Consider the following 20,781-nt stretch of genomic DNA (forward strand, 5'->3'; position numbering starts at 1 on the left):
CACCCCGCCCCCCGCCCCCGGCCTGCGCGGGGTGCCCGCCGCGGCTGCCCCCCCCCCCCGCGGCGGGGCGACACAAACTGGTGCAAGCGCGGGGGGGGGGCCCCGCGCGCGCCCCCCCCCCACCGTGAACGTTCTGGGCCCCGCGGTCCGGCAAGGACCGGGGCCCGGTCTCAGCCGAAGACGGCGAGGCTCTTCGCCTTGCCCCGCTGGGCCTCGACGAGCGCGAGCAGGTTCCCCGCCGGCCCGTAGACCGCGACGGGACCCGCCGGGTACTCCGGCATGTCGAGCCGGACCCCGTTGAGCAGCAGTCCGGCCCGCTTCTCGTCGACGTCCCAGCGGGGGAACGCCGCCGAGGCCGCGTCGGCGACCGGCATGACCGTCAGCTCCTCCTGGAGCTGGTCCAGCGTTTTGGCGGAGTCCAGCTTGTACGGACCGACCCGGGTGCGCCGCAGCGCGGTCAGATGACCGCCCACGCCGAGGCCCGCGCCGAGGTCCCGGGCGAGCGCCCGGATGTACGTACCGGAGGAGCAGACGACGGAGACGACCAGGTCGAGGACGGGGGTGCCGTCCTCGGCGGTCGCCGCGCGCACGTCGTACACCTGGAAGGACGAGACGGTGACCGGACGGGCCGGGATCTCGAACTCCTCGCCGCCGCGCACCCGCGCGTACGAGCGCTTGCCGTCGATCTTGATCGCGGAGACCTTCGACGGGACCTGCATGATGGCGCCGGTCAGCTCGGCGACGCCCGCGTCGATGCCCTCGCGGGTCACCTCGGAGGCGTCCACGGAGGCGGTGATCTCGCCCTCGGCGTCGTCGGTGACCGTGCTCTGGCCCAGCCGGACGGTGCCCAGGTACTCCTTCTCGGTCAGCGCGAGGTGACCGAGAAGCTTGGTGGCCCGCTCCACACCGAGGACGAGGACTCCGGTCGCCATCGGGTCGAGCGTGCCCGCGTGGCCGACGCGGCGGGTCTTCGCGATCCCCCGCATCTTGGCCACGACGTCGTGCGAGGTGAAGCCCGACGGCTTGTCGACGATGACAAGGCCGTCGGGCGTGGCTGCTGCGTTGCTCATTCGGCGGCTTCGTCCTCGCCCGGCTTCTTGTAGGGGTCGGCCTCGCCCGCGAAGGCGGCGCCCGAGGACGCCTCCCGCACCTGGGCGTCCGAGGCCCGCGCCCTGTCGAGGAGGCTCTCGATCGTCTTGGCGTTCTCCGGAAGGGCGTCCGCCACGAAGGTCAGCGTCGGGGTGAACTTGGTGCCCGCGGCGCGGCCCACGGCCGAACGGAGGACGCCCTTGGCGCTCTCCAGTCCGGCGGCGGCGCTCGCCCGCTCCTCGTCGTCGCCGTAGACCGTGTAGAAGACCGTGGCCTCCCGCAGATCACCGGTGACACGGGTGTCCGTGATGGTCACGTGCGTACCCAGTCGGGGGTCCTTGACGCCGCGCTGCAGCTTCTCGGCGACCACCTCCCGGATGAGGTCCGCCAGCTTCTTCGCCCGCGCGTTGTCGGCCACTGGTCCTTCTCCTTCTTCGCCTTGCTCAGATCAGTCTTCATCAGTGTGGAGCCTGCGGCGCACCGACAGCAGCTCCACCTCGGGGCGGGCGGCGACGAGCCGCTCGCACCGGTCCAGCACGTCGCTGAGGTGTCCCGGGTCCCCGGACACCATCGCCACGCCGATCTCGGCCCGCCGGTGGAGGTCCTGGTCGCCGGTCTCCGCCACGCTCACCGCGAACTTCCGGTGCAGCTCGGCGACGATCGGCCTGACGACGGAGCGTTTCTCCTTCAACGAACGTATGTCGCCGAGGAGCAGATCGAAGGACAGGGTCCCCACGTACATGTGTGCCCGGATGTCCCGCCGGTTCGGGTTCGGTGCCCCGCCGACGAACCGGCGGGGACATCCGAAACCGTACACGCAACGGCCGGGGCCGATCGACGGAATACTTTCCGCCGACCGGCCCCGGCTCAGTGCTGCGAGCGGACGCGTCAGGCGCGCGGCTTCTCGCGCATCTCGTACGTCGCGATGACGTCGTCGATCTTGATGTCGTTGAAGTTTCCGAGGTTGATACCGCCCTCGAAGCCTTCGCGGATCTCGGTGACGTCGTCCTTGAAGCGGCGCAGACCGTGGATCGTGAGGTCCTCGGCGATGACCTTGCCGTCGCGGACGAGGCGCGCCTTGGTGTTGCGCTTGACCTCGCCGGAGCGGATGAGGACACCGGCGATGTTGCCCAGCTTGGACGAGCGGAAGACCTCGCGGATCTCCGCCGTACCGAGCTCGACCTCTTCGTACTCCGGCTTGAGGAGACCCTTCAGGGCCGCCTCGATCTCCTCGATCGCCTGGTAGATGACCGAGTAGTACCGGACGTCGACGCCCTCGCGCTCCGCCATCTGCGCGGCACGGCCGGCCGCACGGACGTTGTAGCCGATGACGATGGCGTCGGAGCCCATGGCCAGGTCGATGTCCGACTCGGTGACCGCACCCACACCGCGGTGCAGGACACGGATGTCGACCTCTTCGCCGACGTCGAGCTGGAGCAGCGAGGCTTCCAGGGCCTCGACCGCACCGGACGCGTCGCCCTTGATGATGAGGTTGAGTTCCTGGACGAGACCGGCCTTGAGCACCTTGTCGAGGTCCTCGAGGGACACCCGGCGGACGCGCTTGGCGAAGGCGGCGTTGCGCTCACGCGCCGCACGCTTCTCGGCGATCTGACGCGCCGTACGGTCCTCGTCGACGACCAGGAGGTTGTCGCCGGCACCCGGCACGTTGGTGAGACCGAGCACCAGGACGGGAGTCGACGGGGTCGCCTCCTCGACGTTGTTGCCCTTGTCGTCGAGCATCGCCCGGACACGGCCGTACGCGTCGCCGACCACCACGGTGTCGCCGATGCGCAGCGTTCCGCGCTGGACCAGGACGGTCGAGACCGCACCACGACCACGGTCGAGGTGGGACTCGATCGCGATGCCCTGGGCGTCCTGGTTCGGGTTGGCCCGCAGGTCGAGCGAGGCGTCGGCGGTGAGGACGACGGCCTCCAGCAGGGAGTCGATGTGCAGACCCTGCTTGGCGGAGATGTCGACGAACATGGTGTCGCCGCCGTACTCCTCGGCCACCAGACCGAACTCGGTCAGCTGACCGCGGACCTTGGTCGGGTCCGCGCCCTCGACGTCGATCTTGTTGACCGCGACGACGATCGGGACGCCGGCGGCCTTGGCGTGGTTGAGCGCCTCGATCGTCTGCGGCATGACGCCGTCGTTGGCCGCGACCACGAGGATCGCGATGTCGGTCGACTTCGCACCACGGGCACGCATGGCGGTGAACGCCTCGTGACCCGGGGTGTCGATGAAGGTGATGCGACGCTCTTCGCCGTTGACCTCGGTACCGACCTGGTAGGCACCGATGTGCTGGGTGATGCCACCGGCCTCGCCCGCGACGACGTTCGTCTTGCGGATCGCGTCGAGCAGTCGGGTCTTTCCGTGGTCGACGTGACCCATGACGGTGACGACCGGCGGACGGGAGACCAGGGCCTCTTCGCCGCCCTCGTCCTCGCCGAACTCGATGTCGAAGGACTCGAGCAGCTCGCGGTCCTCCTCCTCGGGCGAGACGATCTGAACGGTGTAGTTCATCTCCTCGCCGAGCATCGTCAGCGTGTCGTCGGAGACCGACTGCGTCGCCGTGACCATCTCGCCGAGGTTCATCATCACCGCGACGAGCGACGCCGGGTTGGCGCCGATCTTCTCGGCGAAGTCGGTGAGGGAGGCACCGCGCGACAGGCGGATGACCTCGCCGCCACCGCGGGGAAGCATCACGCCGCCCACGGACGGGGCCTGCATGGCCTCGTACTCCTGGCGCCTCTGACGCTTCGACTTGCGACCACGACGCGCGGGACCGCCGGGGCGGCCGAAGGCGCCCTGCGTGCCACCACGGGCACCGGGACCACCGGGACGGCCACCGAAGCCGCCGGGACGACCGCCGAAGCCGCCGCCACCGCCGCCGGGACCACCCGGACGACCGCCGCCGCCACCACCGGGACCGCCGGGACGACCGGCGAAGCCGCCGCCGCCACCGCCGGGACCGGCCGGACGACCGGCGAAGCCGGGACGACCGCCACCGGCACCGCCGCCGGGACCGGCCGGACGACCGCCGGGGCCACCGGGGCCACGACCGCCGGGACCGGGACGCGGACCGGCAGCGGGACGCTGCGGCATCATGCCCGGGTTCGGACGGTTACCGCCGGGCGCGCCGCCCGGACGGGGAGCCTGCGGACGGGGCATCCCACCGGGGGTGGGACGCTGACCGCCCTGACCCTGCGGACGCGGGGCGCCGCCGGGGCCGCCCTGCGGGCGCGGGGCGCCCGGCGCGGCACCGGGGCCGCCGGGACGCGGGGCGCCGCCACCGGGACGGGGCGTCTGCGGACGCGCCATGCCGGTGGAGCCGCCCGAGGTGAACGGGTTGTTGCCCGGACGGGGACCGGCCGGACGGTTGCCGCCCGGACGGGGGGCCTGCTGGCCGCCGGGGCGCGGCGCGCCCTGGCCCTGCGGGCGGGACGCCTGGCCCGGACGGGCGGCGGCCGGGCGGGGGCCCGGGGTCGCACCGGCGGGGCGCTGGGCGGCCGGGGCCGCCGGAGGCGCGGTGAACTCCGGAGTCGTCGGAGCCGGGGAGGCGGGCGCCGGCTTCGGCGCGGCCGGGGGCTTCGGACCCGGGGTCGGACGCGTGGCCGGAGCCTGCGCCGCGGGCTTCTCCGCCACCGCGGGCTTGGGCGCCGGGGTGGGCGCGCCAGGCTTCGGGGCGGCGGGACGTGCCGCCTGCGCCGGGGACGGCGCGGGGGTGGCCGACGCCGGCTTCGGCGCGGCGGGGGTGGGCGTCGCCTTGCGGGGCGCGCCGGGCTTGGCAGCGGTCTTGCCGGCGTTGCCACCGGGACCCTGCAAAGCGTCAGTCAACTTGCGCACGACCGGCGCCTCGATCGTCGAGGACGCCGAACGGACGAACTCACCGAGTTCCTGGAGCTTGGCCATGACGACCTTGCTCTCCACACCGAACTCCTTGGCGAGTTCGTATACCCGGACCTTAGCCACTTCGCTCCTTTGAGGTCCGGGTTGAACGCCGGACCGTCGCTACTTCATGGGCGTACTCATCGCGTACTCATCGAGTGGTGCTCATCGCAATCTCGACCTACTTCCAACTCGCGAGGTACCTGACCGCACGGGGTGTCCCCCAGTGCCGTGCTTCTTCACTGCTGTGCCGAATGCTCGACGTGGTGGCGGAGTGCCGCGGTGTCGAGCGGGCCCTGGAGCCTGAAGGCCCTCGGGAACGCTCGGCGGCGGACCGCCAGATCGAGACAAGTCACGGCGGGATGCAGATACGCACCCCGGCCGGGCAGCGTACCGCGATGATCCGGAACGCACTCGTCCTTTGCCATCACGATGCGCAGCAGTCCGCTCTTGGCCGCTCGCTCCCGGCATCCCACGCAGGTTCGCTCAGGGCACGCGCGGGTCTGCGTCCAGCCAGACACGATTAAGTCTACCTCCCCGTACCGACCTCACCTGTTTGGGGCAAGATTCGAACACTCGTTGGCCTGAAAACGGTCTCAGTCCTGCGGACCGTCCGGCTCCGTGTCCGGCCGGATGTCGATCCGCCAGCCGGTCAGGCGCGCGGCCAGGCGGGCGTTCTGCCCCTCCTTGCCGATGGCCAGCGACAGCTGGTAGTCCGGCACGGTGACCCGGGCGGAGCGGGCCGCCATGTCGACGATCTCGACCTTGGAGACCCGCGCCGGGGAGAGCGCGTTCGCCACCATCTCGGCCGGGTCGTCCGACCAGTCGACGATGTCGATCTTCTCTCCGAGCAGCTCCGCCATCACGTTGCGGACCCGGCTGCCCATCGGGCCGATGCAGGCGCCCTTGGGGTTCAGACCCGAACGGGTGGAACGGACCGCCATCTTGGTGCGGTGACCGGCCTCACGGGCGATGGCCGAGATCTCGACCGAGCCGTCCGCGATCTCCGGCACCTCCAGGGCGAACAGCTTCTTCACCAGGTTGGGGTGCGTCCGCGAGAGCGTCACGGACGGACCGCGCACGCCCTTCGCCACCCGGACGACGTACGTGCGCAGCCGCAGACCGTGCGTGTACTCCTCGCCCGGCACCTGCTCCTGCACCGGGAGGATGGCCTCCAGCTTGTCGTCCAGCCGGACGAGGACGTTCTTCGGGTCCTTGCCCTGCTGCACCACACCGGCGACGACATCGCCCTCGCGGCGCGCGTACTCGCCGAACGTCACGTCGTTCTCGGCGTCCCGCAGCCGCTGCTGGATCACCTGGCGGGCGGTGCTCGCGGCGATCCGTCCGAAGTCGGACGGGGTGTCGTCGAAGTCCTTGGGCTCCTGGCCCTCCTCCAGCTCGGAGGGGTCTTCCTTCGCCCACACCGTCACGTGACCGGTCAGCCGGTCCAGCTCCGCGCGCGCGTGGCGGCGGGCGTCGGGGGTGCGGTGATAGGCGATGAGGAGGGCCGACTCGATCGCCTCGACCAGCAGTTCGAAGGAGATCTCCTTCTCCTGCGCCAAGCCCTTGAGCAGCTTCACGTCGATGTCCACGGCTACGCCTCCTCTTCCTTCTTGTCCTTGCGGTTGAACTCGATCTCGACACGCGCCCTGACGACATCCGCGAACCCGACCCGGCGGGCGGTGGGCTTGCGCCCCTTCACGCCCGGCACTTCGAGGTCGAGACCGTCCTCGTCCACCGCGAGGATCCGCGCGACCAGCTCGCCGTCCTCGGCGAGCTGGAGCTTCACCAGCCGACCGGTGGCCCGTACGTAGTGGCGGTGCTCGGTCAGGGGGCGGTCGGCGCCGGGGGAGCTGACTTCGAGGACGTACTCGCCCTCGCCCATCACGTCGGTCTCGTCGAGCTTCTCGGAGATCGCGCGGCTCAGTTCGGCGCAGGTGTCCAGCTCCACGCCCTCGTCCGAGTCGACGACGATCCTCACCAGTCCGCGCCGACCCGCCCGGGACACCTCGATCTCTTCCAGATCCAGGTCCTTCGCGTGGACGAGCGGCTCCACGAGTCCGCGCAGCCTGTCGCTCTGGGTGGTGCTCATCCGGGTGACTCCTCGGCCGCGTGTGCTGTTGTGGGGTTCGTCGCGTGTCTGACCAAAGGGTATCCGGTCCCGGAGGGTGTTGCCGTCCACCCGCCCGAGGGCCACGGGTACGCTCGCCTGCGGTGATCCCGAAGATCTTCGACGACCCGCCACGGCCGAGGGAGAGAGCGTGACGACGACGGACAGGCGCGCGCTCCTGGTGGCGGGGTTCTGCACCGCCGCGACGGCCCTGACGGGCTGCGTCCCCGGGAACCCGGCGCCCCGGCGGCCGAGCGCGGCCGAGGCGGAGGCCGCACGGGCGGCCCGCGCCGAGACCGCTCTCCGGGAGCGCTCCGTGACCGTCTCCCGGACCCTGCTGGAACGTTACGACACGACCCTCGCCGCCCATCCGGCGCTCGCCGCCCGGCTGGCCCCGCTGCGCCGCTCGGCGGCGGCGCACACCGCCGCCCTCGCCGAGGGCGGTACGACGACCTCCCCGGTGACGGCCCCCGACGGCGGCACGACGACCGGCCCCTCCCCCACCGCCGCCGGTACCCGGGAACCGTCCGGGCGTCCCCGGCCCCCCGTGCCCGTGGCCGCCGACCCCCGGACCGCGCTCACCGACCTCGCGCGGGCCGCCCGCACCGCCTCCGCCGCGCACACCGCCGCCCTGCTCACCGCGCCGCCCGAGTACGCCCGGCTACTGGCCTCCGTGGCCGCCGCGGGCGCCGCCCACGCCTTCCTGCTGACCGAAGGAGCCCGCGCGTGAGCGCCCTCGACGCCACCCGGGCGGCGCTGGCCGCCGAGCACGCGGCCGTGTACGGGTACGGAGTGGTCGGCGCCCGGGTGGCCCCCGACCGCCGCGCCGAGGCCACCGCCGCCTACGAGGCCCACCGGGCGCGCCGGGACGCGCTGCGCCGGGCCGTGCGCGACCTCGGCGGCGCCCCGGTGGCGGCGGAGGCCGCGTACGCGCTGCCGTTCCCGGTGACCGGCCCGGCCGGGGCCGTCCGGCTCGCCGCCGTCCTGGAGGACCGGGTGGCCGGGGTGTACTCCGACCTGGTCAGGGCCACCGCGGGGGCGGCCCGGCGGGAGGCCGCCGCGGCACTCGCCGAGGCGGCGGTACGGGCCGTGCGCTGGCGCGGCGGCGGCGTAACCTTTCCTGGGCTCGCCGAGCGGGTGTGAGCCCGCTCCCCGACCGAAGGATCGACGTACCCATGGCTTTCGAACCGCCGCAGCGCCTGGTCAGGACGCTCGGTGAGACGTACGGGGACACCGTCGCGGCCGAGTGGCTGGGGAAGCTGCCCGAGCTCACCGGCCACCTGGTCGGCCGCGCCTCCCTGGCCGCCGAACGGGTGGTGGCGCCCGGTGGCCGGAGCAGCCTGGTCGTGCTCGTCCGGCGGCCCGACGGCTCCCCCGCCGCGCTGAAGGTCGCGCCGCCGTTCGCCCGGCCCGACCGGGAGCGGGACGCGCTGGCGCACTGGAACGGCTGGGGCGCGGTCCGGCTGCTCGACGGCGCCCCGGAGGACGTGCTCCTCCTCGAACGGCTGCACCCCGAGGTGTCCCTGCGCTCCCTCCCGGAGGCGAAGGCGCTCCTGGAGGCGGCCGGGACCGTACGGAAGCTGTGGGTCGAGCCCCCGGCGGGGCACGGCTTCGAGTCGGTGGCCGAGCGGACCGCCCGGCAGTCCTCGGCGCTGGAGCACCACCGTGCCGACGCGACGGCCGGCGGGCTGGCCTCGGCGGCGCTCGACGCGCGCGGGGAGCTGCTCGCGGGCGCGGCCGAGACGATGCTGCTGCACGGGAACTTCCGGCAGGGCAAGGTGCTCGGCGGGGACCGGGCGCCCTGGCTGGTCGTCGGGCCCGAGCCGCTGGTCGGGGAGCGGGCCTACGACCTGGCCCGGCTGGTCCGGGACCGGGTCGAGGACCTGGTGGCCGCCTCCTCCGGCGCCTCGGCGGCCCGGCGGCGGGTCAACAGGCTGGCGGACTCCCTGGAGGTGGACCGGGAGCGGCTGCGCGGCTGGACCCTGTTCCGCGCGGTCGAGTCGGGGACACGGGCGCTGGCGGCGGGACGGCGGCAGGATGCAGAGCTGCTCCTGGAGTTCGCGGGCTGGCTTTAGGGGAATACCCTTTTTGTACGGTTCGGCTTTGTATGGTTCGGCTCGATCCGAGGAGCCGTGATGATCGAAGAACTGCTGTTCGCCGTGGCGGGCGCGGGAGCCGCGGTCGCCGTGTACGCGGGTGCCGCGGCGCGTGTCGTGAAGCAGTACGAGCGCGGGGTCGTCTTCCGCTTCGGGCGGCTGCGCGAGGGCATCAGGGGGCCGGGCTTCACCATGGTCGTCCCGGCCATGGACCGGCTCCACAAGGTCAACATGCAGATCGTCACGATGCCGGTGCCCGCGCAGGAGGGCATCACCCGGGACAACGTCACGGTCCGGGTCGACGCGGTGGTCTACTTCCGGGTCGTCGACCCTGCGGAGGCGATCGTCCGGGTCGAGGACTACCGGTTCGCGGTCTCCCAGATGGCCCAGACGTCCCTGCGGTCGATCATCGGCAAGAGCGACCTCGACGACCTGCTGTCGAACCGCGAGAAGCTCAACCAGGGCCTCGAACTGATGCTGGACTCCCCCGCGATCGGCTGGGGCGTGCAGATCGACCGGGTCGAGATCAAGGACGTGTCCCTGCCGGAGACGATGAAGCGGTCGATGGCCCGGCAGGCGGAGGCGGACCGGGAGCGGCGCGCGCGGGTGATCAACGCGGACGCGGAGCTCCAGGCGTCGAAGAAGCTGGCGCAGGCGGCGGCCGTGATGTCCGAGCAGCCGGCGGCGCTCCAGCTGCGGCTGCTGCAGACGGTGATGGCGGTGTCGGCGGAGAAGAACTCGACCCTGGTCCTGCCGATCCCGGTGGAGCTGCTCCGGTTCCTGGAGCGGGCGACCCCGGTCGGCGGGACCGATCCGGCCGGGCCGACACCCGCGCCCCAGCCCACACCCGAGCCCGCGCCACCGATTCCCGCCGTGCCGCCGGGCGCTCCCGCGCCGACGGGTCCGGTGGACGCGCGGGAGGCGGTGGAGGACCTGACCGGGCCCTCGGTGGAACCGGCGCCCCGGGAGGACACGGTCTGAGGACGTACGGCCCGGGAGGGCGACGACGTCCGCCGTGCCCGTCCGGTGGAGCGGGCGGGCACGGCGGACACGGCGGAGGCACCGCCTCGGGTGGGGCGGTGCCTCCCCTCTCCAGGCCGAGGGGCGGGGGCCGTACATCGGGCCGCCGCCGGTCGGCTGAGGGATTCCCCGGGCGGACGAGGAGCGATGCCTCAGGCCCCCGGTCGGGCGAGGGGACGCCTCGGGCCGCCGGGGGCCCGGGGAACGGTTCAGGCGGTGAGGCGGGCGAGCGCCTCGTCGACGGTCAGCTCCTCGCGCTCGCCCGTGCGGCGGTCCTTCAGCTCCACGACGCCCTCGCCCGAGCGGCGTCCGGCCACCAGGATCTTCGGGACGCCCATCAGCTCCGCGTCGGTGAACTTGACGCCCGGGGAGACGCCCGCGCGGTCGTCGACCAGGACGCGCAGCCCGGCGGCGGACAGCTTGTCGGAGACCTCCAGGGCCAGCTCGGTCTGGAGGGCCTTGCCCGCGGCGACGACGTGCACATCGGCCGGGGCGACCTCGGCGGGCCAGCACAGGCCCTTGTCGTCGGCGGTCTGCTCGGCGAGGGCGGCGACCGCGCGCGAGACCCCGATGCCGTACGAGCCCATGGTCACGCGGACCGGCTTGCCCTGCTGGCCGAGGACGTCGAGCTTGAGGGCGTCGGCGTACTTGCGGCCGAGCTGGAAGATGTGGCCGATCTCGATGGCGCGGTCCAGCGTGAGGCCGGTGCCGCACTTGGGGCACGGGTCGCCCTCCCGTACGACGACGACGTCCACGTACTCGTCGACCTCGAAGTCACGGCCCGCGACGACGTTCTTCGCGTGGGTGTGCTCCTTGTTGGCGCCGGTGATCCACGCCGTGCCGGGCGCGACGCGCGGGTCGGCGACGTACCGGACCTTCTCCAGGCCCTGCGGGCCGACGTAGCCGCGGACGAGGTCCGCGCGGTCCGCGAAGTCGGTCTCGGTGACCATCTCGACGGTCGCCGGGGCGAAGTGCTCCTCGACCTTGCCCAGGTCCACCTCGCGGTCGCCGGGGACGCCCACGGCGACGATCTCGCCGTCGACCTTCACCAGGAGGTTCTTCAGGGTCGCGGAGGCGGGGACGCCCAGCGAGGCGGCGAGGGTCTCGATGGTCGGGGTGTCGGGGGTGGGGATCTCCTCGGCGGCCGGGACCGCGGAGCCGTCGACGGGCACGAGCTCGTAGGAGATCGCCTCCGTGTTGGCGGCGAAGTCGCAGTTCGGGCAGTCGGCGAAGGTGTCCTCGCCCGCCTCGGCCGGGGCGAGGAACTCCTCGGACTTGGAGCCGCCCATGGCACCGGCGGTGGCGGCGACGATGCGGTAGTCGAGGCCGAGGCGCTCGAAGACCCGCTGGTAGGCCTGGCGGTGCAGCCCGTAGGAGTGGGCCAGGCCCTCGTCCTCGGTGTCGAAGGAGTACGAGTCCTTCATCAGGAACTCGCGGCCGCGCAGGATGCCGGCGCGGGGCCGGGCCTCGTCGCGGAACTTGGTCTGGATCTGGTAGAGGATCACGGGCAGGTCCTTGTAGGACGAGCACTGGTCCTTGACCAGGAGGGTGAAGATCTCCTCGTGGGTCGGGCCGAGGAGGTAGTCGCCGCCCTTGCGGTCCTGGAGGCGGAACAGCTCGGCGCCGTACTCCTCCCAGCGGCCGGTGGCCTCGTAGGGCTCGCGGGGCAGCAGCGCGGGCAGGGAGACCTCCTGCGCGCCGATGGCGTCCATCTCCTCGCGGACGATCCGCTCGACGTTGGAGAGGACCTTCTTGCCGAGGGGCAGCCAGCTCCAGATGCCGGCGGCGGTGCGGCGCACGTATCCGGCGCGCACGAGGAGCTTGTGGCTGAGGACCTCGGCGTCGGCCGGGTCGTCGCGCAGCGTCTTCGCCATCAACTGGGACATGCGCTGGACCGGTGCGTTGGCCATGGTTCTCGTACTCCTGCCGGGCGGATGGTCCCCCCGTCCGGACGGGGCCGGGAAGGGGGGAGGTGATGGCTAGGAGGTTAGCCGGGCCGCCCCTGCTCGGAGAAATCAGTTCCGGCGCGGCAGCGGCAGCGGCGCGCCCATCACGGCGTACGGGCGGGCGGCGCTCGGGAAGTGCACCTGGCGGGCGAGGTCCTGGTAGCCGAGGGAACGGTAGAGGCCCCGGGCGGGGCTCTCGGTGTCGATCGCCGAGAGGATCGAGCGGGGCTCGGCGGCTCCGTCGGTGATGGTGGTGATCAGCTTCCGGCCGATGCCCTTCCCCTGGTGGGCGGGGTGGACGTGCAGCTCGGTGATGACGAAGGAGTCGTCGAGCCAGTCGTTGGCGCCGGTGATCCGCAGATACGACTCGACGACGGTGGACCACCAGTGGGAGCGGTCGTTGGGCATCCCGTACACGAAGCCGACGAGGGTCCCGTCGGGCGTGGTGGCGCCGTGGGCGCGGGCGCCGGTGCACAGCAGGTGGCGCAGCACGATGTGGCGGCGGACGGCGACCTCGTCGCGGCCCAGGCCGAAGGCGAGTGCCTGCACGGCGAGGGCCTCGTCCACCCGGGCGGCGAGATTGACCGGTCCGACCACGGCGTCTGCGTCATCCATGCGGCGCACCCTACAAGCGGGCCGGGTCTCAGAACAGCACGCTCATGAAGGCGCCGGTCTCGCGGAAGCCGACCCGGCGGTACGCGGCCCGCGCGGGGGTGTTGTAGTCGTTGACGTAGAGGCTGACGACGGGGGCGATGTCGGCCAGGGCGTACCGGAGGACGGCGGCCATGCCGGTCTCGGACAGGCCCTTGCCCCGGTGTTCGGGGGCGACCCAGACGCCCTGGATCTGGCAGGCGCGGTTCGTCGCGGCGCCGATCTCGGCCTTGAAGACGACCTCGCCGTTCTCGACGCGGGCGAACGACCGGCCGGAGCCGACGAGTTCGGCGACCCTGGCCTGGTAGAGCAGTCCGCCGTCGTTGGCGAGCGGGGAGACGCCGACCTCCTCGGTGAACATGGCCACGCAGGCGGGCATGATCACGTCCATCTCGTCCTTGCGGACGCGGCGGACCAGCGGGTCGGCGGCGACGGTGGTGGAGGGTTCCTCGGCGACCATCAGCGGCTGGCGGGCGCGTACGTCCCTGGCGGGTCCCCAGCTGGGTTCCAGGAGCCGCCAGAGTTCGGCGGTCGGCTCGGCGGGGCCGACGATGGAGGAGCAGCGGCGGCCGGTCCTGCGGGCCCGGTCGGCGAAGGCCCGGACGGCCTCGGGGGTGGCGCAGAGGGGCACCAGGTTGGCGCCCGAGTAGCAGAGCGAGCGGAGCCTTCCCTCCTGGTACCAGCCCCACATCTCGCCGCCGAGACGCCAGGGGTCGAGCCCGGCGACCTGGACACGGGCGGTCACGAAGGCGTTCTCGACGGGGGCGCTCTCCAGGACGGCGAGTGCGGCGCCGAGATCGGCGGGTTCGAGGACCCGGGTGGCGGGTTGTGTCAACACGAAGGGCCCTCACCGTACGGTTCTGCTGGTCTGCGCACTCTACCCGGCGGGCCCGGGGCCCGCCCTTGGCAGCACGGAGCCCCGCCGCCGGGGGGCGACGGGGCGGTGACGGCGTGATCGCCGGGCGGGTCCGGGGGGGGGCTCGGCCCGATCGCACGGCGGCCGGTACCGGGGAGCGGGCCTCACCGGACCGGCCGGGGGCGGTCCACCGGCTGAAGCGCCCTTGAGGCGAAGCGAAGCCGGGAGAGGGAGGGTGCGCTCAGCCCGCGACGGCGATCGTGGGTTCGCCGCTGGCGACGCCGTCCTTCTCCATCTGCTCGGCGATCTTCAGCGCTTCCTCGATGAGGGTCTCGACGATCTTCGACTCGGGGACGGTCTTGATGACCTCGCCCTTGACGAAGATCTGGCCCTTGCCGTTGCCGGAGGCGACACCGAGGTCGGCCTCGCGGGCCTCGCCGGGGCCGTTGACGACACAGCCCATGACGGCGACGCGCAGCGGGACGGTCATGCCGTCGAGCCCGGCGGTGACCTCCTCGGCGAGCTTGTAGACGTCGACCTGGGCGCGGCCGCAGGACGGGCAGGAGACGATCTCCAGACGGCGCTGGCGCAGGTTCAGCGACTCCAGGATCTGCATACCGACCTTGATCTCCTCGGCCGGCGGGGCGGAGAGGGAGACCCGGATGGTGTCGCCGATGCCCTGGGAGAGCAGGGCGCCGAAGGCGACGGCCGACTTGATGGTGCCCTGGAAGGCGGGGCCCGCCTCGGTGACGCCGAGGTGCAGCGGGTAGTCGCACTGGGCGGCGAGCTGGCGGTAGGCCTCGACCATGATGACCGGGTCGTTGTGCTTGACCGAGATCTTGATGTCGCGGAAGCCGTGCTCCTCGAAGAGGGAGGCTTCCCAGAGGGCGGACTCGACGAGCGCCTCGGGGGTGGCCTTGCCGTACTTCTTCAGCAGCCGGGCGTCGAGCGAGCCCGCGTTGACGCCGATCCGGATGGGGGTGCGGGCGTCGGAGGCCGCCTTGGCGATCTCCTTGACCTTGTCGTCGAACTGCTTGATGTTGCCCGGGTTGACGCGGACGGCGGCGCAGCCCGCGTCGATCGCGGCGAAGACGTACTTGGGCTGGAAGTGGATGTCGGCGATGACGGGGATCTGCGACTTCCGCGCGATGACCGCGAGGGCGTCGGCGTCGTCCTGGGTCGGGCAGGCCACGCGCACGATCTGGCAGCCGGAGGCGGTCAGCTCGGCGATCTGCTGGAGGGTGGCGCCGATGTCGGACGTGCGGGTGGTCGTCATCGACTGCACCGAGACGGGTGCGTCACCGCCGACGGCCACGGTGCCGACCTGGATCTGGCGGCTCTTGCGCCGCTCGGCGAGCCGGGTCGGGACGGTCGGGATACCGAGAGAAATCGCGGTCATCTTCTGTGCAACCTCAGGGTTGTGCGTCGGCGGGCTCAGGTAATCGAGGTTACCGCCCCGGGCGTGGGGGGCCGGACACGTACGGGTCCGACCCCCCTGGGGGTTACGTGATCTTCACCGGGTTGACGAGGTCGGCGGCGAGCACGAGCAGCGTGAAGCAGACGAAGACTCCCGCCACCACGTACGCGGCGGGCATCAGCTTCGCCACGTCGAAGGGGCCGGGGTCGGGGCGCTTGAAGATCCTGGCCGTCCGGCGGCGCAGGGACTCCCAGAGGGCGCCCGCGATGTGGCCGCCGTCGAGCGGGAGCAGCGGGAGCATGTTGAACAGGAACAGCGAGACGTTGAACATCACCAGGATGTTCATGAACCAGACGAGGATCCGCTCGGGCGGGGCTTCGACGGTCATGAGCTCGCCGGTGAGCCGGGCGGCGCCGACGACGCCGACCGGGGAGTCGTCGGCGCGTTCGCCGTCCCCGAAGGTGGCGTCCCACAGACCGGGGATCTTGCCGGGGAGGGCGATGACCGAGTGGACGCCGTTCTGCATGAGGTCGACCATGCGGTCGCTGGTCTCGCCGAAGGTGAGGGGCGCGACCTCGGTCTTGGAGGCGAAGCCGAGGTATCCGGCGTCGATGTAGGTCAGCGGCTGGACGATCTTGCCGTCGGCGTCCTTCTTCGGCACCTTGTTGGAGACCAGGGTGGGGTGCAGGTCGATCCGCTGTCCGGCCCGTTCGACGGTGACCGTCGCGGGGCCCATGGTGTCGCGGATGCGGTCGGAGAGGGCGTCCCAGTCCTTGACCGGGGTGCCGTTGAAGGCGACGATCCTGTCGCCGTCCTTCAGGCCCGCCCGGTACGCCGGGGAGACGGGGTCGCCCGGCGCGCACTTCTCGCGCTTCTCGCTCTGCTTGATGACGCACTTCTGGACGCCCGCGACCTGGGTCGTCTGGCCTTCGGTGCCGAGCGTCATCATCGAGCCGAAGAACAGCGCGGCGGCCAGGACCAGGTTCATGAAGGGTCCGGCGAACATGACGATGACGCGCTTCCACGGCTTGCGCGTGTAGAAGAGGCGGGTCTCGTCGCCGGGCTGGAGTTCCTCGTACGAGGCTTCGCGGGCGTCCTCGATCATGGAGCGCCAGGGCGAGGTGGAGCGGGCCTCGATCCGTCCGTCGTCGCCCGGCGGGAACATGCCGATCATGCGGATGTAGCCGCCGGCGGGGATGGCCTTGATGCCGTACTCGGTCTCGCCGCGCTTCCGGGACCAGATGGTGGGGCCGAAGCCGACCATGTACTGCGGGACGCGGATGCCGAAGAGCTTGGCGGTGGAGAGGTGTCCCAGTTCGTGCCAGGCGATCGAGACGAGCAGCCCGAGAGCGAACAGGACGATGCCCAGGACGTACAGGAGCGTTTCGTTCATGCGCGGGCCTCCGCTGTTGCCTTCGCTGCGAGCTCTCGGGCCCGAGCACGGGCCCAGGTCTCCGCTTCGAGGACGTCCGGGACGGTGAGGGAGGTTCCCGTACGAGGGGTGCCGTGTTCCGTCACGACCGCCGTGACCGTGTCCATGATGCCGTTGAACGGCAGCCGTCCGGCCAGGAACGCCGCCACGCACTCCTCGTTGGCGGCGTTGAAGACGGCGGGGGCGGTGCCGCCCAGCGCGCCGACGTGCCGGGCGAGGCCCACGGACGGGAAGGCCTCGGTGTCCAGCGGGAAGAACTCCCAGGTGGAGGCCTTGGTCCAGTCGAAGGCGGGGGCCGCGTCCGGGACCCGCTCGGGCCAGCCGATGCCGATGGCGATCGGGCCGCGCATGTCCGGCGGGGTGGCCTGGGCGAGGGTCGAGCCGTCGGTGAACTCGACCATCGAGTGAACGTACGACTGCGGGTGGACGACGACCTCGATGCGGTCGAAGGGGATGTCGTAGAGCAGATGGGCCTCGATGACCTCCAGGCCCTTGTTCACCAGGGTCGCGCTGTTCACCGTGATCACCGGGCCCATCGCCCAGGTCGGGTGGGCGAGCGCGTCCTCGCGGGTGACGTCGGCGAGCTGGGCGCGCGTACGTCCCCTGAAGGGGCCGCCGGAGGCGGTGACGACCAGCTTGCGGACGTCGGCGCGGGTGCCCGCGGCCAGCGCCTGGAAGAGGGCCGCGTGCTCGGAGTCGACCGGGATGATCTGGCCGGGCTTCGCGAGCGCCTTCACCAGGGGGCCGCCGACGATCAGCGACTCCTTGTTGGCGAGGGCGAGGGTGCGGCCCGCTTCGAGGGCGGCGAGGGTCGGCGCGAGACCGATGGAGCCGGTGATGCCGTTGAGGACGGTGTGGCACGGGGAGGCGGCCAGCTGTGTGGCCGCGTCGGGCCCCGCGAGCAGTTCGGGCAGCGGCTCGGAGCCGTACCGGTCCTTCAGCGCCTCGCGCAGTTCCGGCAGCGCCTCCTCGCGGGCCACGGCGACCGCGGCGACCTTCAGCCGGTGCGCCTGCTCGGCGAGGAGGCCGACCCGGCCGCCGGACGCGGCAAGGGCGGTGACCCGGAAGCGGTCGGGGTTGCGCAGGACCAGGTCGATGGCCTGGGTGCCGATGGACCCCGTGGAACCGAGGACGACGATGTCCCGGCGTCCTTCGGACACGTCGAAGGCGATATGGGGGTCGGCGAGAGGAGAGGGGCGGTCGCTCATGCCCCCATTCTTGCCCCAAACCCCGCGCGCTCTTCACGGGGTGCGGACGAACGCGTCGAACGCCCGGTGGAAGTCGGGGAACGTCTTCTTCACACAGCCGGGGTCGTCGTAGCCGATGCCGGGGGTGCGCAGGGCGGTGACCGCGAAGGACATGACGATCCGGTGGTCGCCGTGGGTGGCGATCCCGGCCGGTCCGGTGGGCGTGCCGGGGTGGATCTCGATCCAGTCGGGGCCGGTGCGCACGGTGATGCCGAGGCGGCGCAGGTTCTCGGCGCAGGCGTCGAGGCGGTCGCACTCCTTGACCCGGGTGTTGGCGACGTCCTCGATGCGGACCGGTCCGTCGGCGAAGGGCGCGAGGGCGGCCAGGGTGGGCATGGTGTCGGAGATGTCCCGCATGTTGACGGTGAGTCCGCGCAGGGTGCCGGTGGAGCGGACGGTGGTGCCCGCGTCGGTGGTCTCGACGTCGGCGCCCATCCGGCGCAGGACGTCGACGAAGGCGAGGTCGCCCTGGAGGGCGCCGGTGCCGAGCCCGGGGACGGTGACGGAACGGCCGGGCAGGAGCGCGGCGGCGGCGAAGAAGTAGCTGGCCGTGGAGGCGTCGGGCTCGATGCCGTAGGTCCGGGCGCGGTAGCCGGTCGGGGCGACCCGGTAGGTGCGTCCCTCCTGGCGGACGTCGGCGCCGAAGCTGCGCATCATGGCGAGGGTGATCTCGACGTACGGCTCCGAGACCAGGTCGGTGACGGTGATGTCGAGGCCCTCGGTGGTGAGCGGGCCCAGCATCAGGAGGGCCGTCAGGTACTGGGAGGACTGTCCGGCGTCGAGGGTGAGCGCGCCGCCCTTCACCCCGTGGGCGTGGACGGCGAGCGGGTGGTGGCCCTCCTTCTCGCCGTGCCGCAGGTCGACGCCGAGGGTGCGCAGGGCCTCGGTGAGCGGGCCGAGGGGACGGCGGCGCATCTGGGCGGAGGCGTCGAAGCGGTAGGTGCCGTGGCCCGCGGCGGCGAGGGTGGGCAGGAAGCGGGCGGTGGTGGCGCCGTCGCGGCAGTAGACGTCGGCGCTGTCGGCGCCGGGACCGGCGGGGCGGCCCTCGATGTGCCAGGCGCCGGGCTCTCGACGGACGGCGTAGCCGAGGGCGGTGAGCCCTTCGGCGAAGCCCTCGGTGTCGTCGGAGACGAGGGGCCGCAGGAGGGTGGTGGTGCCCTCGGCCGCGGCGGCGAGGAACAGCGCGCGGGCGGTGACGGACTTGGAGCCGGGGATGTCTATGACGGTCACGCCCCTCATCCTGCCGGGTGGACCCGCCGGAAGGTGGGGTGTTCCGCATGACGGAACGGGAGGAGCGGCCGGAGCGGCCGTACGGGCGGGAGCCCCGGGCTCGCGGGGCCCCCGCCGGGTGGAGGTTCCCGGGCCTCTGTGGTCCCGGTGCGACGAAAGGCGGTCCGGACCCCCGCACAGTGGGTCCGGACCGCCTGGTCCGGTGGGGCGTGTGCCCCGGCGGGGCGCCCCTTGGGAGCGCCCCGGGCCCGCGCCTAGAGGGCGAGGCCCGTCAGGACGAGGACGCGCTCGTAGGTGTAGTCGTCCATCGCGAACTTGACGCCCTCGCGGCCCACGCCGGACCGCTTGGCACCGCCGTACGGCATCTGGTCGGCGCGGTACGAGGGCACGTCACCGATGATCACGCCACCGACCTCCAGGACGCGGTGGGCGCGGAAGGCGGCCTGGAGGTCCCGGGTGAAGACACCGGCCTGGAGGCCGAAGTCGGAGTCGTTGACCGCGGCGAAGGCCGCGGCCTCGCCGTCCGCCTTCGCGATGGTCAGGACCGGCCCGAAAACCTCGGAGCGGGCGAGGGTGACGTCCGCCGGAAGGTCGGTGAGGACGGTCGGCGCGTAGGTCGCGCCCTCGCGCTTGCCACCGGTGAGGAGCTTGGCACCGGCCGCGACGGCCTCGTCCACCCAGGACTCGACGCGCACGGCGGCGGCCTCGTCGACCAGCGGGCCGACGTCGGTGGCGGCGTCGGACGGGTCACCGGTGACCTGGGCCTCGACGGCGGCGACGATCTTCGGCAGCAGGCGGTCGTGGACGGAGGAGTCGACGATCACGCGCTGGACGGAGATGCAGGACTGGCCGCCCTGGTAGTTGGAGAAGGTCGCGATCCGGCTCGCCGCCCAGTCCAGGTCCTCCTCGGAGGACCAGTCGGGGAGGACGACGGCGGCGGCGTTGCCGCCCAGCTCCAGGGTGCAGTGCTTGTGCGGCACCGACCGCTGGATGGCGTAACCGACCTTGTCGGAGCCGGTGAAGGAGATGACGGGGAGGCGCTCGTCCTGGACCAGGGCGGGCATCCGGTCGTTCGGCACGGTCAGGATCGACCAGGAACCGGCCGGGAGGTCGGTCTCGGCCAGGATCTCGCCCAGGATCAGGGAGGAGATCGGGGTCGACGGAGCCGGCTTGAGGATGATCGGGGCGCCGACGGCGATGGCCGGGGCGACCTTGTGGGCGCTGAGGTTCAGCGGGAAGTTGAACGGCGCGATGCCGAGGACGACGCCCTTGGGCATCCGGCGGGTGAGGGCGAGGCGGCCCGCGCCGCCCGCCTCGGTGTCCAGGCGCTGGGCCTCGCCCGCGTTCCAGCGGCGGGCCTCCTCGGCGGCGAAACGGAAGACGGAGACGGCACGGCCGACCTCGCCGCGGGCCCACTTGACGGGCTTGCCGTTCTCGGCGGAGATGACCTGGGCGATCTCCTCGGTGCGCTCGGCGAGCCGCTTCGACACGTGGTCGAGGGCGGCGGCGCGGACGTGCGCCGGGGTGGCGGCGAACTCGTCGACGACGGCGTGCGCGGCGGCGACGGCCTCCTCGACCTGGGCCTCGGTGGGCACGCTGACCTTGCCGACCAGACGTCCGTCGTACGAGTTCGTGACGTCGAAGGTGGCCTCGCCGGTGGCCTCGCGGCCGGCGAGCCAGAAGGCGTGGGTGGTCGTCATTGCGTCCCGGCCCTTTCCGTTTCGGGGAGCGAGCGATTGCTCTCGTGACACGTTAGGGCCGGGGCGGCGGGCATGGGCTTGTCCGCTGTGGAGTGATGA

19 protein-coding genes are annotated in these 20,781 nt (G+C 72.5%); 4 read left to right on the forward strand and 15 right to left on the reverse strand.

Features of this window, described 5'->3' with window-relative positions; genetic code table 11:
• Positions 1-170 precede the first annotated feature (170 nt).
• The 7 genes from truB to rimP form a co-directional block, all read right to left on the reverse strand.
• The gene (gene truB, locus ACIO92_RS26790; RefSeq protein WP_366443997.1) at positions 171-1,070 is read right to left on the reverse strand and encodes a tRNA pseudouridine(55) synthase TruB; all 900 of its coding nucleotides are present in this window, start codon (positions 1,068-1,070) and stop codon (positions 171-173) included.
• Positions 1,067-1,507 (reverse strand): 30S ribosome-binding factor RbfA, encoded by a 441-nt coding sequence (gene rbfA, locus ACIO92_RS26795; RefSeq protein WP_366443996.1) that lies wholly within the window; start codon positions 1,505-1,507, stop codon positions 1,067-1,069. The genes truB and rbfA overlap by 4 nt, the downstream gene beginning before the upstream one ends.
• Before the next feature lie 30 nt (positions 1,508-1,537).
• Complete coding sequence (locus ACIO92_RS26800) at positions 1,538-1,831, reverse strand: DUF503 domain-containing protein (protein WP_351787021.1); 294 nt, start codon at positions 1,829-1,831, stop codon at positions 1,538-1,540.
• 146 nt (positions 1,832-1,977) lie between these two features.
• Entirely contained in the window at positions 1,978-5,061 is a 3,084-nt protein-coding gene (gene infB / locus ACIO92_RS26805; protein ID WP_366443995.1) for a translation initiation factor IF-2, read from the reverse strand.
• Positions 5,062-5,216: 155 nt separating this feature from the next.
• A complete protein-coding gene (locus ACIO92_RS26810; RefSeq protein ID WP_366443994.1) occupies positions 5,217-5,498 on the reverse strand; it encodes a YlxR family protein in 282 nt (93 codons plus the stop codon).
• Between the two features lie 75 nt (positions 5,499-5,573).
• Complete coding sequence (nusA, locus tag ACIO92_RS26815) at positions 5,574-6,569, reverse strand: transcription termination factor NusA (RefSeq protein WP_366443993.1); 996 nt, start codon at positions 6,567-6,569, stop codon at positions 5,574-5,576.
• 2 nt (positions 6,570-6,571) lie between these two features.
• Complete coding sequence (gene rimP / locus ACIO92_RS26820) at positions 6,572-7,069, reverse strand: ribosome maturation factor RimP (protein ID WP_366443992.1); 498 nt, start codon at positions 7,067-7,069, stop codon at positions 6,572-6,574.
• Between the two features lie 169 nt (positions 7,070-7,238).
• On the opposite strand from rimP, the gene ACIO92_RS26825 reads away from it, so the two are divergent.
• From ACIO92_RS26825 to ACIO92_RS26840, 4 genes are read left to right on the forward strand one after another with little or no spacing between them, the layout of a single operon-like run.
• Positions 7,239-7,817: a hypothetical protein gene (locus ACIO92_RS26825; protein ID WP_366443991.1), complete on the forward strand. Its 579-nt coding sequence runs from the start codon at positions 7,239-7,241 to the stop codon at positions 7,815-7,817.
• Positions 7,814-8,230: a DUF4439 domain-containing protein gene (locus ACIO92_RS26830; protein ID WP_366443990.1), complete on the forward strand. Its 417-nt coding sequence runs from the start codon at positions 7,814-7,816 to the stop codon at positions 8,228-8,230. Before ACIO92_RS26825 ends, ACIO92_RS26830 begins: the two co-directional genes overlap by 4 nt.
• A gap of 32 nt (positions 8,231-8,262) precedes the next feature.
• Positions 8,263-9,162, forward strand: coding sequence for an aminoglycoside phosphotransferase family protein (locus ACIO92_RS26835; protein ID WP_401241424.1), 900 nt, complete (start codon positions 8,263-8,265; stop codon positions 9,160-9,162).
• A 60-nt stretch (positions 9,163-9,222) separates the two neighbouring features.
• Positions 9,223-10,164 (forward strand): slipin family protein, encoded by a 942-nt coding sequence (locus ACIO92_RS26840; RefSeq protein WP_366443988.1) that lies wholly within the window; start codon positions 9,223-9,225, stop codon positions 10,162-10,164.
• Between the two features lie 248 nt (positions 10,165-10,412).
• On the opposite strand, the gene ACIO92_RS26845 is transcribed toward ACIO92_RS26840, so the two are convergent.
• From ACIO92_RS26845 to ACIO92_RS26880, 8 genes are all read right to left on the reverse strand, one after another.
• The gene (locus ACIO92_RS26845; protein WP_401241418.1) at positions 10,413-12,113 is read right to left on the reverse strand and encodes a proline--tRNA ligase; all 1,701 of its coding nucleotides are present in this window, start codon (positions 12,111-12,113) and stop codon (positions 10,413-10,415) included.
• Between the two features lie 105 nt (positions 12,114-12,218).
• Positions 12,219-12,764 (reverse strand): GNAT family N-acetyltransferase, encoded by a 546-nt coding sequence (locus ACIO92_RS26850; RefSeq protein WP_366443986.1) that lies wholly within the window; start codon positions 12,762-12,764, stop codon positions 12,219-12,221.
• Between the two features lie 28 nt (positions 12,765-12,792).
• Positions 12,793-13,638, reverse strand: coding sequence for a GNAT family N-acetyltransferase (locus ACIO92_RS26855; protein WP_366443985.1), 846 nt, complete (start codon positions 13,636-13,638; stop codon positions 12,793-12,795).
• 259 nt (positions 13,639-13,897) lie between these two features.
• Entirely contained in the window at positions 13,898-15,055 is a 1,158-nt protein-coding gene (ispG, locus tag ACIO92_RS26860; RefSeq protein ID WP_351787056.1) for a flavodoxin-dependent (E)-4-hydroxy-3-methylbut-2-enyl-diphosphate synthase, read from the reverse strand.
• 103 nt (positions 15,056-15,158) lie between these two features.
• Complete coding sequence (locus ACIO92_RS26865) at positions 15,159-16,466, reverse strand: M50 family metallopeptidase (RefSeq protein WP_402060224.1); 1,308 nt, start codon at positions 16,464-16,466, stop codon at positions 15,159-15,161.
• Entirely contained in the window at positions 16,463-17,713 is a 1,251-nt protein-coding gene (gene dxr / locus ACIO92_RS26870) for a 1-deoxy-D-xylulose-5-phosphate reductoisomerase (RefSeq protein WP_366443983.1), read from the reverse strand. The genes ACIO92_RS26865 and dxr overlap by 4 nt, the downstream gene beginning before the upstream one ends.
• A gap of 33 nt (positions 17,714-17,746) precedes the next feature.
• The gene (gene aroA, locus ACIO92_RS26875; protein WP_366443982.1) at positions 17,747-18,982 is read right to left on the reverse strand and encodes a 3-phosphoshikimate 1-carboxyvinyltransferase; all 1,236 of its coding nucleotides are present in this window, start codon (positions 18,980-18,982) and stop codon (positions 17,747-17,749) included.
• Between the two features lie 254 nt (positions 18,983-19,236).
• Complete coding sequence (locus ACIO92_RS26880) at positions 19,237-20,682, reverse strand: aldehyde dehydrogenase family protein (protein WP_366443981.1); 1,446 nt, start codon at positions 20,680-20,682, stop codon at positions 19,237-19,239.
• Between the last annotated feature and the right edge of the window lie 99 nt (positions 20,683-20,781).

It is taken from the genome of Streptomyces sp. NPDC087215, from assembly GCF_044744885.1.
Classification (GTDB): domain Bacteria; phylum Actinomycetota; class Actinomycetes; order Streptomycetales; family Streptomycetaceae; genus Streptomyces.

Coding starts and splice junctions, on each gene's coding strand:
- ACIO92_RS26850 (WP_366443986.1), bottom strand. CDS start 12,764: ATGGATGACGCAGACGCCGTGGTCGGACCGGTCAATCTCGCCGCCCGG.
- rimP (WP_366443992.1), bottom strand. CDS start 7,069: ATGAGCACCACCCAGAGCGACAGGCTGCGCGGACTCGTGGAGCCGCTC.
- truB (WP_366443997.1), bottom strand. CDS start 1,070: ATGAGCAACGCAGCAGCCACGCCCGACGGCCTTGTCATCGTCGACAAG.
- ACIO92_RS26835 (WP_401241424.1), top strand. CDS start 8,263: ATGGCTTTCGAACCGCCGCAGCGCCTGGTCAGGACGCTCGGTGAGACG.
- ispG (WP_351787056.1), bottom strand. CDS start 15,055: ATGACCGCGATTTCTCTCGGTATCCCGACCGTCCCGACCCGGCTCGCC.
- ACIO92_RS26880 (WP_366443981.1), bottom strand. CDS start 20,682: ATGACGACCACCCACGCCTTCTGGCTCGCCGGCCGCGAGGCCACCGGC.
- ACIO92_RS26865 (WP_402060224.1), bottom strand. CDS start 16,466: ATGAACGAAACGCTCCTGTACGTCCTGGGCATCGTCCTGTTCGCTCTC.
- ACIO92_RS26845 (WP_401241418.1), bottom strand. CDS start 12,113: ATGGCCAACGCACCGGTCCAGCGCATGTCCCAGTTGATGGCGAAGACG.
- dxr (WP_366443983.1), bottom strand. CDS start 17,713: ATGAGCGACCGCCCCTCTCCTCTCGCCGACCCCCATATCGCCTTCGAC.
- ACIO92_RS26840 (WP_366443988.1), top strand. CDS start 9,223: ATGATCGAAGAACTGCTGTTCGCCGTGGCGGGCGCGGGAGCCGCGGTC.
- ACIO92_RS26800 (WP_351787021.1), bottom strand. CDS start 1,831: ATGTACGTGGGGACCCTGTCCTTCGATCTGCTCCTCGGCGACATACGT.